Source organism: Streptomyces sp. NRRL S-87, from assembly GCF_000719335.1.
Lineage (GTDB): Bacteria > Actinomycetota > Actinomycetes > Streptomycetales > Streptomycetaceae > Streptomyces.
In genome coordinates this window covers 58,157-73,366 of record NZ_JOGB01000017.1, presented here as the reverse complement: position 1 = coordinate 73,366, position 15,210 = coordinate 58,157, and the positions used below count along the sequence as shown (strand labels likewise).

The 15,210-nt window shown below is 72.5% G+C and carries 16 protein-coding genes; 7 read left to right on the top strand and 9 right to left on the bottom strand.

Going from position 1 to position 15,210, the window contains the following annotated elements; all coding sequences use genetic code 11:
- Positions 1–77 precede the first annotated feature (77 nt).
- From IF43_RS0113195 to IF43_RS0113185, 3 genes are all read left to right on the top strand, one after another.
- Complete coding sequence (locus IF43_RS0113195) at positions 78–1,109, top strand: NADP-dependent oxidoreductase (protein ID WP_030198858.1); 1,032 nt, start codon at positions 78–80, stop codon at positions 1,107–1,109.
- Between the two features lie 66 nt (positions 1,110–1,175).
- Entirely contained in the window at positions 1,176–1,598 is a 423-nt protein-coding gene (locus tag IF43_RS0113190; protein WP_030198848.1) for an organic hydroperoxide resistance protein, read from the top strand.
- A gap of 119 nt (positions 1,599–1,717) precedes the next feature.
- A complete protein-coding gene (locus IF43_RS0113185; protein WP_078910126.1) occupies positions 1,718–2,620 on the top strand; it encodes an EI24 domain-containing protein in 903 nt (300 codons plus the stop codon).
- A gap of 23 nt (positions 2,621–2,643) precedes the next feature.
- Here IF43_RS0113185 and IF43_RS0113180 read toward each other — a convergent pair whose 3' ends face one another.
- Positions 2,644–2,859: a hypothetical protein gene (locus IF43_RS0113180; protein WP_030198846.1), complete on the bottom strand. Its 216-nt coding sequence runs from the start codon at positions 2,857–2,859 to the stop codon at positions 2,644–2,646.
- A gap of 200 nt (positions 2,860–3,059) precedes the next feature.
- On the bottom strand, positions 3,060–3,971 hold the full coding sequence (locus tag IF43_RS0113175; protein WP_030198838.1) for a LysR substrate-binding domain-containing protein: 912 nt from the start codon (positions 3,969–3,971) through the stop codon (positions 3,060–3,062).
- A 316-nt stretch (positions 3,972–4,287) separates the two neighbouring features.
- Here IF43_RS0113175 and IF43_RS0113170 point away from each other — a divergent pair, with 316 nt between their 5' ends.
- Both IF43_RS0113170 and IF43_RS0113165 read left to right on the top strand, forming a co-directional pair.
- Complete coding sequence (locus IF43_RS0113170) at positions 4,288–4,767, top strand: AbfB domain-containing protein (RefSeq protein WP_030198836.1); 480 nt, start codon at positions 4,288–4,290, stop codon at positions 4,765–4,767.
- 17 nt (positions 4,768–4,784) lie between these two features.
- A complete protein-coding gene (locus IF43_RS0113165; protein WP_030198833.1) occupies positions 4,785–5,168 on the top strand; it encodes a hypothetical protein in 384 nt (127 codons plus the stop codon).
- A 60-nt stretch (positions 5,169–5,228) separates the two neighbouring features.
- On the opposite strand, the gene IF43_RS0113160 is transcribed toward IF43_RS0113165, so the two are convergent.
- Positions 5,229–5,810: a TetR/AcrR family transcriptional regulator gene (locus IF43_RS0113160; protein WP_030198830.1), complete on the bottom strand. Its 582-nt coding sequence runs from the start codon at positions 5,808–5,810 to the stop codon at positions 5,229–5,231.
- Between the two features lie 147 nt (positions 5,811–5,957).
- On the opposite strand from IF43_RS0113160, the gene IF43_RS0113155 reads away from it, so the two are divergent.
- Positions 5,958–8,432, top strand: a complete 2,475-nt coding sequence (locus IF43_RS0113155; RefSeq protein ID WP_030198828.1) for a glycoside hydrolase family 3 protein — start codon at positions 5,958–5,960, stop codon at positions 8,430–8,432.
- A gap of 56 nt (positions 8,433–8,488) precedes the next feature.
- Here IF43_RS0113155 and IF43_RS0113150 read toward each other — a convergent pair whose 3' ends face one another.
- A complete protein-coding gene (locus IF43_RS0113150) occupies positions 8,489–9,412 on the bottom strand; it encodes a GDSL-type esterase/lipase family protein (protein WP_030198825.1) in 924 nt (307 codons plus the stop codon).
- Positions 9,413–9,727: 315 nt separating this feature from the next.
- Here IF43_RS0113150 and IF43_RS0113145 point away from each other — a divergent pair, with 315 nt between their 5' ends.
- Positions 9,728–10,222 (top strand): DUF3145 domain-containing protein, encoded by a 495-nt coding sequence (locus IF43_RS0113145; RefSeq protein WP_030198822.1) that lies wholly within the window; start codon positions 9,728–9,730, stop codon positions 10,220–10,222.
- 81 nt (positions 10,223–10,303) lie between these two features.
- Here the strand turns inward: IF43_RS0113145 and fabF are convergent, their stop codons facing one another.
- The 5 genes from fabF to IF43_RS0113120 form a co-directional block, all read right to left on the bottom strand.
- Positions 10,304–11,566 carry a beta-ketoacyl-ACP synthase II gene (gene fabF / locus IF43_RS0113140; protein ID WP_030198820.1) on the bottom strand — a complete coding sequence of 421 codons (1,263 nt, stop codon included), beginning with the start codon at positions 11,564–11,566 and terminating at the stop codon, positions 10,304–10,306.
- Positions 11,567–11,642: 76 nt separating this feature from the next.
- Positions 11,643–11,891, bottom strand: a complete 249-nt coding sequence (locus IF43_RS0113135; protein ID WP_030198813.1) for an acyl carrier protein — start codon at positions 11,889–11,891, stop codon at positions 11,643–11,645.
- A gap of 71 nt (positions 11,892–11,962) precedes the next feature.
- Positions 11,963–12,958 carry a ketoacyl-ACP synthase III gene (locus tag IF43_RS0113130; protein ID WP_030198809.1) on the bottom strand — a complete coding sequence of 332 codons (996 nt, stop codon included), beginning with the start codon at positions 12,956–12,958 and terminating at the stop codon, positions 11,963–11,965.
- 19 nt (positions 12,959–12,977) lie between these two features.
- Positions 12,978–13,892, bottom strand: a complete 915-nt coding sequence (locus IF43_RS0113125; protein ID WP_030198806.1) for an ACP S-malonyltransferase — start codon at positions 13,890–13,892, stop codon at positions 12,978–12,980.
- 89 nt (positions 13,893–13,981) lie between these two features.
- Complete coding sequence (locus IF43_RS0113120) at positions 13,982–15,181, bottom strand: CdaR family transcriptional regulator (RefSeq protein ID WP_030198801.1); 1,200 nt, start codon at positions 15,179–15,181, stop codon at positions 13,982–13,984.
- Positions 15,182–15,210 lie beyond the last annotated feature (29 nt).

Genomic DNA, 15,210 nt, shown 5'->3' with positions numbered 1-15,210 from the left:
ACCTGAAATATCTAGGCGCATGGTTGTTTCAGACCGGAAACCATTCATCCGGAAACCATTCAGAGGATGAAATAATCATGACCGAGACCGTCGCCCTCCCCGCCGTCAGCCGCGAATGGCACCTGGTCCGCCGCCCGCAGGGCTGGCCGACCGCCGAGGACTTCGCCCTGCGCGAGGTGCCCCTCGCCGCCCCGACCGAGCCCGGCCGGATCCTGGTCCGCAACCTCCACATGTCCGTGGACCCCTACATGCGCGGCCGCATGAACGACGTGAAGTCCTACATCCCGCCGTTCCAGCTCGACCGCCCGATGGACGGCGGCGCGGTCGGCGAGGTCGTGGCCTCCACCGCCGAGGGCTTCGAGGTGGGCGACCACGTCCTGCACGGTCTGGGCTGGCGGGAGTACGCCGAGCTCGACGCCAAGGGCGCCACCAAGGTCGACGGCTCCCTCGCTCCGCTCTCGTACTACCTCGGCGTCCTCGGCATGCCGGGCCTGACGGCGTACGCGGGCCTCTTCGAGACGGCCTCCTTCAAGGAGGGCGACGCGGTCTTCGTCTCGGGCGCCGCCGGTGCCGTCGGCAGCCTCGTCGGCCAGTTCGCGCGCATCAAGGGCGCCTCCCGGGTGATCGGCTCGGCCGGCTCCGAGGACAAGGTCAAGACGCTCACCGGCAAGTACGGCTTCGACGCCGCCTTCAACTACAAGAACGGCCCGGTGGCCCCGCAGCTCAAGGAAGCCGCCCCCGACGGCATCGACGTCTACTTCGACAACGTCGGCGGCGAGCACCTGGAGGCCGCGATCGGCGCGCTGAACGTGCACGGCCGCGCCACCCTCTGCGGCGCGATCTCCCAGTACAACGACACCACCCCGGCCCCCGGCCCGCGCAACCTCGCGCTCGCGATCGTGAAGCTGCTGCGCCTGCAGGGCATGCGCGTCAGCGAGTACTTCGGACTCCAGCAGCAGTTCGTGAAGGACGTCTCCGGCTGGCTTCGCTCGGGCGAGCTGTCGTACGACGAGACGGTCGTCGAGGGCGTGGACAACGCCGTCGACGCGTTCCTGGGCATGCTGCGCGGCGAGAACACCGGAAAGATGATCGTTTCCTTCACCCGGTAGGCTCACCGCAGACCGTCGCGAATCGTGGGCGCGAGTCGCGGCGCCGACCAGAAGGATCACGGCTTCATGTCCATCCAGCAGTCCGACGTTCTCTACACCGCCGTCGCCACCGCCGAGAACGGCCGCGACGGTCGCGTCGCCACCGACGACGGCCAGCTCGACGTCGTCGTCAACCCGCCCAAGGCCCTCGGAGGCAACGGCGCCGGCACCAACCCGGAGCAGCTCTTCGCGGCCGGCTACAGCGCCTGCTTCCAGGGCGCCCTCGGCGTGGTCGCCCGCAACGAGAACGCCGACATCTCCGGCTCCACCGTCACCGCCGAGGTGGGCATCGGCAAGAACGACGACGGCTTCGGCCTGATCGTCAAGATCTCGGCCACCATCCCGAACGTGGACGAGGCCAAGGCCAAGGAGCTCATCGAGAAGGCCCACCAGGTCTGCCCGTACTCCAAGGCGACCCGCGGCAACATCACGGTCGAGCTCGCGGTCTGATCCCCGCGTCCCATCCGAGGGCCGCACCCCGTCCAGGGGGTGCGGCCCCCGGTCGTCCGCCCCTCCGGGACGCCGCCCTCGGTCGCCGGCCTGTCCCACCCCCTCGCTACCCTGGGCCCATGCGAGATCTTGTGGGGGGACTCCGGTACCTGGCGGCCGGACAGCGCTGGGTCGTCGGCCACGGCCGGTGGCTGGGCTTCGGGCTGCTGCCCGGACTGGTATCGCTCGCGGTGTACGCGGGCGCGCTGACCGGCCTCGGCTTCGGCGCCGACGACCTGGTCGCCTGGGCCACGCCGTTCGCCGACGACTGGTCCTCGCCCTGGATCGGGCTCTTCCGCGGCTTCATGACCTTCCTGGTGATCGCCCTCGGCCTGTTCCTGGCCGTGATCACCTTCACCGCGGTCACCCTGCTCATCGGGCAGCCCTTCTACGAGTCGCTCTCCGAGCAGGTCGACCGTGCCGAGGGCGGCGAGGTGCCGGAGTCCGGCCTGCCGCTGTGGCGCGAGCTGTGGATCTCGGCCCGGGACAGCCTGCGGATCCTGGCGCGGGTGGCGCTGTACGGGATCCTGCTCTTCGCCCTCGGGTTCGTACCGGTGATCGGGCAGACCGTGGTGCCGGCGATCGGCTTCTGCGTGTCGGGGTACTTCCTCACCCAGGAGTTGACCGCGGTCGCGCTCCAGCGCCGCCGCACGGGCCTCACCGAGCAGCTCGCCCTGATGCGCCGGCACCGGATGCTCGCGCTGGGCTTCGGCGTGCCGCTGGTCCTCGCGTTCCTGGTCCCGCTCGTCGCCGTGTTCCTGATGCCGGGAGCCGTCGCCGGCGCGACGCTGATGGTCCGCGACCTCACGGCCGATCCGGACGCGGACACCGGTTCCGACGCCGATTCCGACAGCGACGCCGCCGCCGGCGATGCCGGGGCCCCCGCCCCGGCCGGGCACGCGGGCCCGGCCGCCGGCTTCGGCCCGCCCCCGTCCGCCTTCGGTCCGCCGCCGGCCTCCTTCGACCCGGCCGGCCGCAAGTAGGTCTCCCCGGGGCGGTCGGCCGCTCAGCCGCGGAAGCCGTCGCCCATGGGCGGCGTGACCCGGTGCACCGCGAGGCCGTTGTCGGCGGAGCGGTAGTCCACCGCCGCGTCCCGCGCGGCGCGCTCGACCAGCAGGCCGTCCGCGTTGCGCGTGCGCCCGTTCCGTCGGCGCAGCAGGACCGCGGCGGCCGCCCCGGACACGGCCGCCAGGACTCCCCAGAACACGATCATCTCCGTCATGCCATCCCCCTCGTGCGGCGGACCCCGAGGTCGGCGGGCCGCCCGCCCCGAGCGTAACGAGCGCCGGGCCGCGGCGACAGGCGTCTTCGCGTCATGATCCGTGCCGTGCCGTGCCCTGCCCTGCCCTGCCCTGCCGTGCCCTGCCGTGCTGCGCCCCGCCGTGCTCCGCCGGCGCGGCCCCGTCCTGCGCGACGGCCGCCCTACGGCACCAGCGCGGCAGCTGCCTCCCGGAGCATGCCCAGCAGGGCCTCCGCGGCCGGGGTGGGGGAGGGGCCGCGCGGGGTGGCGGCATACACGTGGCGGCAGGGCAGGTCGCGGCGCGAGACCCGTACCAGTGCCAGGTCCGGCCGCACGGCCGCGGCGGCCAGCGCGGGCAGCACCGTGATGCCGAGCCCCGCGGCCACGAACCCCTGCTTGGCCGTCCAGTCGTTGACCCGGAAGGCCACCGCGGGGCGGAAACCGGCGGCCAGCGCCGGGGCCAGGAGGGTCTGCTCGGGCCGTACGTCGCCCTCGATCCACCGTTCGTCGGCCAACTCCGCCAGCCGCAGGGGCGCCCGCCGCCCGGCGAACCGGTGCCCGCGCGGCAGGGCCACGTACATCGGCTCCTCCAGCAGCGGGTGCAGCTCGGGCCCCGACAGCGGCCCGCCGGCCGGGGCGCTGACCACGGCGACGTCGAGCCGACCCTCCGCGAGCAGCGCCACGTGCCGGGCCGTCGGCCCCTCGGTGTGCTGCACGCAGACGTCCGGATGGCGCTCCCGGAACTGCGCCACCGCCCGCGGTACGAGCGTCATGTCCGCCGCGGCGAACGCCCCGACCCGCAGCACGCCCCCGCCCAGCGAGCGCAGCGCGTCCAGCTCCGCCCGGGCGGCCCGCATCCGGTCCCGCACGGCCTCGGCGTGCGGCAGCAGGGCCCGGCCCGCGGCCGTCAGCCGCACCCCGCGCGGCAGCCGGTCGAAGAGCGTCGAGCCCCACTCGTCCTCCAGCGTCTGGATCTGCCGGGAGACGGCGGACTGGGTGTAGCCGAGGGACCGGCCGGCCGCGGTGAAGGAGCCGTCCTGGGCCACGCGCAGGAAGACCTCGTACAGGCCGTGCGGTGCATGCGGTTCGGGCATGGCCGCCATGCTAGACATCCGCTTGTCGCATGGCATGTCCGCGCCTTCCGAGCGCGATCGCCGTCCGCCCGTAGCGCCGGCATCCGCACAACACCCCGACGCCGTCGTGTGGTTGAAGCCGTAACCGCCGGGGAGCAGTGGCAGCCACCCGTCCGGCGGCGCATGATGGACGTAAGTGCTCCCACCGCCATGGACGCTGAAACGCGACGGCCCTTCCCGGCTCTCGCGCCCGTCCCCCGCATGGGGTGGTTGATGCTGGATCGAGTGGTGCACCCCCTCGGGCACGCAGGCGGACGCATCACGGAAGGGCGGAATCGTGGCCGTTCTCAAGCTTTCGCTGTTCTCGAACGACCTCCCCGATTTCTTCATCATCGACCGCGACGGCTTCGCCGACATCGCCAAGATCGAGACCGAACAGGACCGCCGTGACGCCACGTTCCAGTGGACCGGCCCCAGTCTGGCGACCTTCGGCGGAACCGGGATGCTGGTGCGGGCGGTGGCCCCGCCGGGGTTCTGTCTGCGCATCGCGACGTTCGAGGACTTCCGCATCGAGACCAAGTTCTTCACCGGGATCACGGACCCCCAGGTCAAGGCGCAGGTCATCGAGGAGTCGACCTTCACCTTCGAAGCGGCGGAGATCGACCCGAACCAGGCCTCGTTCCGGTCCGTCAAGTTCCCGGACCGTTTCATCCGGCACAGGGGCTTCCAGCTCTTCGCCGAGCCGCTGGTGACGATTTCCGACCTCCAGTCCGCATGCTTCAGGATCCACGCTCCACTCCATCCGGCGGAGTTCTAGGGCGCAGGAGAACCGAGATGACTCACATCAAGTTCTGGAGCGTGCACTGTCCCGGCATGGCCGCCGTGTTCGAACCGATCGTCCTCCGCGTGGAAGAGGAAGTGATCTTCAACGGGAACATCGGGCCGGGCGAAACCCTCGAGGTCGACGTGAGGATGCCGATCGTGACCATGAAGGTCGAGCTGGGGACCAGCGACATCGACGGCCTGGGAAACCCCACCGGCCCGTTCCGCAACTTCCTGTACGAGGAGATCGTGGACCCGTTCCACATCGAGTTCCACGACGCCTTGAAGCTCGCCGTCCTGCACAACGAATCGACGATCCCGCAGACGGCCGTCTTCCGCAGCAAGATCCCGGGCCACGAGGGGAAGTTCGAGCTCTCATTCAGCCTGCCCGGTTGACGTCGCGCCGGGTCCGCGACGCCCGCCCCCGCCGTCCCCCCGCACCGCCGTCCCCGGCGGTCAGCCCGCCCCCGCCCCGCCCCCGTGCAGCAGTACCAGGAAGCTGCGGAACGCCCCCGGCATGTCCACCGACTCCGGGTCCAGCAGCCACTGGTACTGCAGGCCGTCCATCACCGCCACCAGCAGCGGGGCGGCCTGCTCGGGGGTGAGGCCGGACGGCAGCCGGGGGCCGAACTCGGCGCGCAGCACCGTCGCCATCTCGGCCCGCACCTGCCCGTACCGCTCGGTGAAGAACTCCCGGGCCGGGTGGTCCTCCGTCACGCTCTCGCCGAGGAGCGCCGAGAAGGTCTGCACGATCCCCGGCCGCATCGCGTTGTAGTCCACCAGCGAGGCCAGCAGGTCCAGTCGCCACGCGCCCGCGGACCGGGTACCGCCGCCGGTGTCCCAGCGGTCGCGCTCCTCCAGGACCGCCACCAGCAGCGCCTCCTTGGTCGGGAAGTAGTGCAGCACGCCCTGCTGCGTCAGCCCTACCCGCTCGGCCACGGCACCGAGCGACGCGCCCCGGTACCCGCGCTCGGCGATCACCTCGACGGCGGCGTGCAGGATCTCCCCGCGCCGCTCCTCGCTCCTGGCCCTGGCCATCGTCCCCGCTCCCGTCGTCCGTCCGTCCGTCACGGAGGACCGTACGGCATCCCGAAGATCACGGAATGATGACGTCACCTACCGGTCTACAGGTAATCGCTGCACCATGGGGGCCACCACCAGGACGCCAACGAGGAGGTACGACCCGTGGCCGGCACCGCACACCCCACGACCCCTGCAGCCGCGCAGGCCGCGGCCGATCAGGCCCGCACCGACGCCGTCGAAGCGGCCCTCGCCGAGCTCGACCTCGACTCCAAGGCCCGGCTGCTCGCCGGCCAGGACATGTGGAGCCTGCCCGCCCTCCCCGAGATCGGGCTCGCCTCCGTCGTCATGTCCGACGGCCCCATCGGCGTCCGCGGCGTGCGCTGGACCGCCGACGACCCCTCCGTCGCCCTGCCCTCCCCGACCGCCCTGGCCGCCACCTGGGACCCCGAGCTCGCCCGCCGCGCCGGCCGGCTGCTCGCCCAGGAGGCCCGCCGCAAGGGCGTGCACGTCCTGCTCGCCCCCACCGTCAACCTGCACCGCACCCCGCTCGGCGGCCGCCACTTCGAGTGCTACTCCGAGGACCCGTACCTCACCGGCCTGATCGGCACCGGCTACGTCCGCGGCGTCCAGGAGGGCGGGGTCGGCACCACGGTCAAGCACTTCGTCGGCAACGACGCCGAGACCGACCGCTTCACCGTCGACAACGCCATCGCCCCGCGCCCGCTGCGCGAGCTCTACCTCGCCCCGTTCGAGGCCATCGTCGAGAACGCCCACCCCTGGGGCATCATGACGGCCTACAACAAGGTCAACGGCACCACGATGACCGAGCACCGCCACCTCGTGAACGAGGTCCTGCGCGGCGAGTGGGGCTTCGACGGCTTCAACGTCTCCGACTGGATGGCCGCCCGCTCCACCACCGGCGGCCTCGCCGGCGGCCTCGACGTGGCCATGCCCGGCCCGCAGACGGTCTACGGTCCCGCGCTCGCCGCCGCCGTCCGCGCCGGCGAGGCCGACGAGGCCGAGGTCGACGCCGCCGTCCGCAACGTCCTGCGGCTGGCCGCCCGCGTCGGGGCCCTGGAAGGCGCCCCACCGGTGGTCGCCGAGCCGCCCGCCGCCCTCGACGGCGAGGCCCTGGCCCGCGAACTGGCCGCCCGCTCCTTCGTCCTGGTACGGAACGAGGGCGAGGCCCTCCCGCTGGCCCCCGGCGGTACGGTCGCGCTGCTCGGCGCCGCCGCCCGCGACGCCCGCGTCCTCGGCGGCGGCTCCGCCACGGTCTTCCCCGCGCGCGTGGTCTCCCCGCTCGACGGACTCACCGCCGCCCTGCCCGACGGGGCCCTGACCTTCGCCGTCGGCGCCGACCCCAGCGACGAGCTCGCCCCCGCCGACCAGGGCTTCGAACTGCGCGCGGTCTGCCGCGACGCCGCCGGGAACGTGCTCGGCGAGGACTCCCTGCCCAGCGGCCAGGTCCAGTGGATCGGCGACGACCTGCCGGCCGGCGTCTCGTACGCCACCCTCGCCGAGATCGAGGTCACCGGCACCTTCGTGCCCCGCGAGAGCGGCGAGCACGCCTTCGGCACCCGCGGGCTCGGCGCCTTCACCCTGACCGTCGACGGCACCGAACTGTGGGACGGCGTCCAGCTCATGGGCGACGAGGCCGACCCCTTCGAGGCCTTCTTCGGCGCCCCCAGCGAGCGTGCCCGGCTGCACCTCACCGCCGGCGAGCCCGTCGAGGTCTCGCTGCGCTACCAGGCCCCCGACCTGTCCGGAGCCCCGCTCAAGGCCCTCATGTTCTCCCTGCTGCACCTCGGCCCGCGCCAGGACCCCGACACCCTGATCGCCGAGGCCGTGGCCGCCGCCCGGGCCGCCGACACCGCCGTCGTGGTCGTCGCCACCACCGAGCGCGTCGAGTCCGAGGGCTTCGACCGGACCGACCTGCGCCTGCCGGGCCGCCAGGACGACCTGGTGCGTGCCGTGGCCGCCGCGAACCCGAACACCGTCGTGGTCGTCAACGCCGGCTCCCCGGTCGAACTGCCCTGGCGCGAGGACGTCGCGGCGGTGCTGCTGAGCTGGTTCCCCGGGCAGGAGGGCGGGGCCGCGCTGGCCGACGTGCTCCTCGGGGACGCCGAGCCCGGCGGCCGGCTGCCCACCACCTGGCCGGTGGCGCTCGCCGACGCGCCCGTCACCGGGGCCGTCCCCACCGGCGGCCGGCTCGACTACGCCGAGGGCCTCTTCATCGGCTACCGCGCCTGGGACCGCACCGGCACCGCGCCCGCGTACCCCTTCGGGCACGGACTGGGCTACACGGCCTGGGCGTACGAGTCCCTGGAGGTCACCGCCACGGCGGTCCGGGTCCGCATCCGCAACACCGGCAGCCGCCCCGGCCGCGAGGTGGTCCAGTTGTACGCCGCGCCCGTCGGAGACCCGGTCGAGCGCCCGGCGCGCTGGCTGGCCGCCTTCGCCGGGGTCGAGGCCGGGCCAGGCGAGAGCGCCGAGGTGGAGATCCCGCTGCCGGCCCGGACGTTCGAGATCTGGGACGAGGAGGCGTACGCCTGGACCCGCATCCCCGGGGCGTACGAGATCCAGGCCGCCCACTCCCTCGCGGACGCCCGCCTGACCGCCCGCATCGACATCGCGTAGCCGACCCCCGAGACCGGAAGCCGGGGCGGGCCCTGACACCCGCCCCGGCTTCCCCGCTACGGCTTCGGCGGCGCGGCCGCCGTCACCTGCCGGTGCGCCAGCTCCGCCAGCCGCGCCTGCCCGTCCTTGCCCGGATGGAACCAGTCCCAGCGGCTGAGCTGCTCCGCCGTGAACGGGTACCGGAAGACCGCTCCGCCGTCGTACCGGCACAGCGGGTCCTTCCCGCACACGTCCCGCAGCACGTCGTTGTACGCCACCACCCGCTCGCGCACCCTCTGGCGCCGCGTCACCGCCGGCGCGTCCAGCGCCTGGGGATCGGCCAGCATCGACGGGCACACCCCGAGGCTCCAGATCCGCCGCCCCAGCGCGCTGCCCCGCCCCTGCTCCCACAGCCGCAGCAGGTCGGGCACGCTGGAGACGTACACCTGGGTCCTGGGCGACCGGGCGCGCAGCTCCTTGAGCGCCCGCTCGAACCCGGTCCGGAAATCGGACACCGGCGTCATCGCCCCCGCGGTCGCCCGGCAGGCGTCGTTGGAGCCGGCCATCACCGTCACCAGCTCCGGGCGCTGCTGGGCGGCCTCCTCCATCTGGCCCGGCAGGTCAGCCATCCGGGCGCCGGTCCGGGCGAAGTTCCAGCTGCGGCCCGCCGCACGGGCGTCCCCCAGCAGCCGGCTGGCGAGACTGTGCACCAACGGGTCGTTCCCGGTGGCCCACGAGGCCTCGGGGCAGTCCGCCAGCACCGAACACGCATCGAACCCCCGGGTGATGGAGTCACCCACAGCGGCGATGGAGGAAGGATTCGCCTTCCACTCAGGGGTGGCCTTCGGCCTGGGCCGCGCGGCGCTCCTGCCACCGGCCCCCGAACCGTCCCCGTCCCCCGGCACGGAGCAGCCCGACACCGCCGCGACCAGCACGAGCGCCCCCGCGGCGGCTCTGCCGAGAGCGCTCCGGGCGTTCCGGGTCCGTTCGGGACTGCGCATGCGGTGCTCCCCTCCCCCGCCGGCGTACGGCGTTCCGCGGGCGTCCTGCTGAGTGAAAGCTCGGTGTTTCCGGGCTCCTGGACCGACCGTACGTCACACCTGGGTGCCCGGCGCACGGTAGCTTTTCCCCAGTGGCGAGTCCGCCGCAGCTTCCAGTGGCGCGACGCCCGAGCGGTTCCGTAAATTACATCACGTCACATACTGTCCGTTTTCAGGAGATTCACTCCCGATGCTGTTTACTATGGGTGACCTCGGGAGCGGCACCGGCACGAGGCCGCTGGGGAAGGCGAACCTCGTCCCACACTGGAGGTCCCGGTGACGACACGTGGAGTTCTGTACGTGCACTCCGCTCCGCGCGCGCTCTGCCCGCACGTGGAATGGGCGGTTGCGGGCGTGCTCGGGGTGCGGGTGAACCTCGACTGGATCAGACAGCCCGCCTCGCCGGGCACCTGGCGGGCCGAGTTCTCCTGGGAGGCCGAACCGGGTACGGCGGCCAAGCTGGCCTCCGCCCTGCGCGGCTGGCACATGCTGCGCTTCGAGGTGACGGCGGAGCCCTGCGCCACCGCGGAGGGCGAGCGCTACAGCTCCACGCCCGACCTCGGCATCTTCCACGCCGTCACGGGCATCCACGGGGACATCCTGATCCCCGAGGACCGGCTGCGCGCCGCCCTCGTCCGGGCGGCCGGCGGCGAGACCGTCCTGGAGGCGGAGATCTCCCGGCTGCTGGGCAAGCCGTGGGACGACGAGCTGGAGCCCTTCCGGTACGCGGGCGAGGGGGCCCCGGTGCGCTGGCTGCACCAGGTGGTCTGACCCGCCCGGGCCCCACGACGTGCGAAGGGGCCCCGCCCGGCGAGTGCCGGACGGGGCCCCTTCTGCGCGTGTGGACGCGGATCAGACCGTGCGGAAGGCGAGGACCACGTTGTGGCCGCCGAAGCCGAACGAGTTGTTGATCGCGGCGATCTGGCCCTCGGGGAGCTTGCGCGGCTCACCCGTGACGACGTCGGCGTCGATGTCCTCGTCGATGTCGTCGACGTTGATGGTCGGCGGGGCGAGGCGGTGGTGCAGCGCGAGCACGGTCGCGACGGTCTCGATGCCGCCGGCGCCGCCCAGCAGGTGGCCGGTCATCGACTTCGTCGCCGAGATCGCGACGTGGTCGAGGTCGTCGCCGAAGACCTTGCGCAGGGCCTTGATCTCGGCGATGTCGCCCTGCGGGGTGGAGGTCGCGTGCGCGTTGAGGTGGACCACCTCGGACGGCTTCAGACCGGTGTTGTCGAGCAGGTTCTGCACGGCGGCGGCGACACCGCGGCCGGTGGGCTCGGGCTGCGCGATGTGGTGGCTGTCGGCCGACAGGCCCTGGCCGAGCACCTCGCAGTAGACGCGGGCACCGCGGCGGGCCGCGTGCTCCGCGGACTCCAGGACCACGACACCGGCGCCCTCGCCGAGGACGAAGCCGTCACGGCCCTTGTCGTACGGGCGCGAGGCCTTCTCCGGCTCGTCGTTGCTCTTGGACATCGCCATCATGTTGGCGAACGCGGCGATGGGCAGCGGGTGGATGGCCGCCTCGGTGCCGCCGGCGACGACCACGTCGGCCCGGCCGGTGCGGATCATCTCGACGGCGTAGCCGATGGCCTCGGCGCCGGACGCGCAGGCGCTGACCGGGGTGTGCACGCCCGCCTGGGCGTTCACCTCCAGGCCGACGTTCGCGGACGGGCCGTTCGGCATGAGCATGGGGACGGTGTGCGGGGAGACCCGGCGCACACCCTTTTCCTTCAGTACGTCGTACTGGTCGAGCAGGGTGGTCACGCCGCCGATGCCGGAGGCGATGACGGTGCCCAGACGCTCGGGGACCACGGCCGGGTCCTCGCCCGCGGGGGCGGTGAAACCGGCGTCGGCCCAGGCTTCCTTGGCCGCGATCAGCGCGAACTGCGCCGAGCGGTCCAGCTTGCGGGCCACGGGGCGGGGCAGAACCTCGCCCGGGTCGACGGCCACCGGCGCCGCGATGCGGACCGGCAGGTCGGCGAAGCGCTCGCCCTCCAGGGGCTTGACCCCGGAACGGCCGGCGAGCAGGCCTTCCCAGGTCGACGCGCTGTCGCCACCCAGCGGAGTGGTTGCGCCGATACCGGTGACGACCACGGTGCGATTGGTCGGACTCACAGGAATTCTTTCTCCACGTGTATTGGGGTGCTGAATTGTCCCGGCGTCACCGCCGGGTGGCGACGAGCGCGCTCGATCAGGCCTGGTGCTTGAGGATGTAGTCCGCGGCGTCGCCGACGGTGCGCAGGTTCTTGACGTCCTCGTCGGGGATCTTGACGTCGAAGCGCTCCTCGGCGGCCACGACGACCTCGACCATGGACAGCGAGTCGACGTCCAGGTCGTCCGTGAAGGACTTCTCGAGGGCGACGTCCTCGGTCGGGATGCCGGCGATCTCGTTCACGATCTCGGCGAGACCCTCGACGATCTCGTCCTGGGTGAAGGCCATTTGGCGCTCCTTCGAATTAGCTGGTGTGAAAAGGGTGGTGCGGTGGCGTGAGTCCGGAAGATCCGGAGTGCCTAGGGGAGAGTAACGACCGTGGCGGCGTACACGAGACCCGCCCCGAAGCCGATGACGAGAGCAGTGTCCCCGCTCTTCGCCTTTCCGGTCGCCAGGAGCCGCTCCATCGCGAGCGGGATCGAGGCGGCCGAGGTGTTGCCGGTGGTCTCCACGTCACGGGCGACCGTGACGTGCTCCGGCAGCTTCAGAGTCTTCACCATCGAGTCGATGATCCGCATGTTTGCCTGGTGCGGGATGAAGACGTCCAGGTCGTCCGGGGTGAGACCGGCCGCGTCCAGTGCCTGCTGGGCCACCTTGGCCATCTCGAAGACGGCCCAGCGGAACACCGCCTGGCCCTCCTGCGTGATGGCCGGGAAGCGGTCGCCCGTCTTGTACTGGTCCCACGGGACGGTCTGCTTGATGGTCTCGGACTTGTCGCCCTCGGAACCCCAGACGGTCGGGCCTATGGCAGGCTCGTTCGAGGGGCCGACGACCACGGCGCCCGCGCCGTCACCGAACAGGAAGGCCGTCGCGCGGTCCTCGAGGTCGGTCAGGTCGGAGAGCCGCTCCACGCCGATGACGAGTACGTACTCCGCCGAGCCCTCGACGACCATGCCCTTGGCCAGCGTCAGGCCGTAGCCGAAGCCGGCGCAGCCGGCGGAGATGTCGAAGGCGGCCGGCTTGTGGGCGCCGATCCGGTCGGCGATCTCCGTGGCGACGGCCGGGGTCTGCCGGAAGTGCGAGACGGTCGAGACGATGACGGCGCCGATCTGGTCCGCCGAGACGCCGGCGTCCGCCAGGGCCTTGCCGGAGGCCTCCACCGACATCGCCGCGACGGTCTCCTCCGGGGAGGCCCAGTGCCGGGTCGCGATGCCGGAGCGCGAGCGGATCCACTCGTCGGACGAGTCGATCTTCTCGAGGATGACGTCGTTGGACACCACACGGGTCGGTCGGTAGCCGCCGACACCGAGGATGCGGGCGTACGGGGAGCCCTTGGCAGGCTTGATCTTCGACATGCGGTGAGGGCTCCTTGTCTCAGGCCGTGTGCTCGGCGACGAACGCGGCGGCCTTCTCGAGGTCGTCGGGGGTCTTCAGCGCCAGCGTCGCGACGCCCGGCAGGGCGCGCTTGGCCAGACCCGTCAGGGTGCCACCGGGGCAGACCTCCAGGAGACCGGTGACACCGAGCTCCTTGAACGTGTCCATGCACAGGTCCCAGCGGACGGGGTTGGCGACCTGGCCGACCAGCCGGGCGACGACCTCGGCGCCCGTGGCCACGACCTGGCCGTCCTTGTTCGACACGTACGTGAACCGCGGGTCGGCCGGGGCCAACTCCTTGGCGGCGGCGTCGAGCGCGGCCACCGCGGGCTCCATGTGGTGCGTGTGGAAGGCGCCCGCGACCTTGAGGGCGACGACCTTGCGGGTGCCCTCCGGCTTGTCCTCGGCGAGCGCGGCGAGCTGCTCCGCCGTGCCGGCGGCCACGATCTGGCCCGCGCCGTTGACGTTCGCCGGGGTCAGACCCAGCTTCTCCAGGTGCGGGAGCACGACCTCGGGCTCGCCGCCGAGCAGCGCGGCCATGCCCGTCTCGGTGACGGCGGCCGCCTCGGCCATGGCCAGACCGCGGGTGCGGACCAGGCGCAGGGCGGTGGTGTCGTCGAGGACGCCCGCGTAAGCGGCCGCGGTGATCTCGCCGACGCTGTGGCCGGCGACCGCGCCCGGCTGGAGGGTGCCCAGGGCGGAGGCCGAGAGCAGGCCGGCCGCCACGAGCAGCGGCTGGGCCACGGCGGTGTCGCGGATCTCGTCCGCGTCGGCCTTCGTGCCGAAGTGGGCGAGGTCCAGCCCGATGGCCTCGGACCACGCGGCGAGCCGGTCGGCGGCGCCGGGCAGTTCGAGCCAGGGGGTCAGGAAGCCGGGCGTCTGAGCGCCTTGGCCGGGAGCGACGAGTACGAGCACTCTCACACTCTCTCTTGTCGACGGTCCCCGCCGCCCGTGGGGACAGGGACGAAGAACCGATGGGCTAATTGTTGATGTTCAACAAAAGTCTAGGGTTGGGCGTCGCCCTCGGCCAGACGCCCGAGGATCAGGGCGATCCGCAGCGTGAACGCCGAACGTACATCGGACGGCGACCACCCGGTGACGTCCGTCACACGTCGGAGCCGGTAGCGCACGGTGTTCGGATGCACGAACAGCATCCGCGCGGCTCCCTCCAGACTGCTCGCCTGCTCCAGGTACACGCTCAGGGTCTCCAGCAGCGCGGACCCGGCCTCCTCCAGCGGTCTGTAGATCTCCTCCACCAGCTGCTCCCGCGCGGAGGGGTCTCCGGCGATCGCGCGCTCCGGCAGCAGATCGTCCGCCAACACCGGCCGGGGCGCGTCCTGCCACGCCGAGCAGGCCTTGAGGCCCGCGGCCGCGGCCTGCGCGGAGCGGGTGGCCGTCAGCAGGTCCGGCACCACCATGCCGGCCACCACGGGACCGGCCGCGAACGGGCCGATCAGGGACTTCGCCACCTGCAGCGGGTTGTCGCTGCCGCCCGCGATGACCACCAGCCGGTCGCCCAGCACGCCCGTGAGCACCTGGAGCTTGGCGTGCCGGGAGGCCCGCCGGATCGCCTCGACGGTCAGCTCGCTGTCCCCGTCGGGCGCCGTGCCCAGCACCACGCAGACGTGTTCGGGCGAGTTCCAGCCCAGTGCGGCGGCCCGGGACAGCGCGCCCTCGTCGGCCTCGCCGGACAGCACCGCGTTGACCACCAGCGACTCCAGCCGCGCGTCCCAGGCGCCGCGTGCCTCGGCGGCCTGCGCGTACACCTGGGCGGTGGCGAAGGCGATCTCGCGGGCGTACACCAGCAGGGCCTCGCGCAGGACCGACTCGTCCCCGGGGGCGGCGACCTCCTCGATCGCGGCCTCCATGACCTCGATCGTCGTACGGACCATCTCCACGGTCTGGCGCAGCGTGATGGCCCGGGTCAGCTCGCGCGGAGCCGTGCCGAAGACGTCGGTGGAGATGGCCTGCGGGGTCTCGGGGTGCCGGAACCACTCGGTGAAGGCCGCGATGCCGGCCTGGGCGACCAGACCGATCCACGAGCGGTTCTCCGGCGGCATGGCCCTGTACCACGGCAGCGTCTCGTCCATGCGGGCGATCGCGTTCGCGGCGAGGCGGCCGGACGACTTCTCGAGCCGTCGCAGCGTCGCGGCGTGGGGATGGGCGGGGTGCGCGGGGAGATGCTCACGCTCGGGTTCTGGCACGGGACAAGACTGCCTTATCCGGACGCCTG

Coding starts and splice junctions, on each gene's coding strand:
- IF43_RS0113165 (WP_030198833.1), top strand. CDS start 4,785: ATGACTCACATCAAGTTCTGGAGCGTGCACTGTCCCGGCATGGCCGCC.
- IF43_RS0113160 (WP_030198830.1), bottom strand. CDS start 5,810: ATGGCCAGGGCCAGGAGCGAGGAGCGGCGCGGGGAGATCCTGCACGCC.
- IF43_RS0113135 (WP_030198813.1), bottom strand. CDS start 11,891: ATGGCCTTCACCCAGGACGAGATCGTCGAGGGTCTCGCCGAGATCGTG.
- IF43_RS0113130 (WP_030198809.1), bottom strand. CDS start 12,958: ATGTCGAAGATCAAGCCTGCCAAGGGCTCCCCGTACGCCCGCATCCTC.
- IF43_RS0113190 (WP_030198848.1), top strand. CDS start 1,176: ATGTCCATCCAGCAGTCCGACGTTCTCTACACCGCCGTCGCCACCGCC.
- IF43_RS0113150 (WP_030198825.1), bottom strand. CDS start 9,412: ATGCGCAGTCCCGAACGGACCCGGAACGCCCGGAGCGCTCTCGGCAGA.
- IF43_RS0113195 (WP_030198858.1), top strand. CDS start 78: ATGACCGAGACCGTCGCCCTCCCCGCCGTCAGCCGCGAATGGCACCTG.
- IF43_RS0113185 (WP_078910126.1), top strand. CDS start 1,718: ATGCGAGATCTTGTGGGGGGACTCCGGTACCTGGCGGCCGGACAGCGC.
- IF43_RS0113180 (WP_030198846.1), bottom strand. CDS start 2,859: ATGACGGAGATGATCGTGTTCTGGGGAGTCCTGGCGGCCGTGTCCGGG.
- IF43_RS0113175 (WP_030198838.1), bottom strand. CDS start 3,971: ATGCCCGAACCGCATGCACCGCACGGCCTGTACGAGGTCTTCCTGCGC.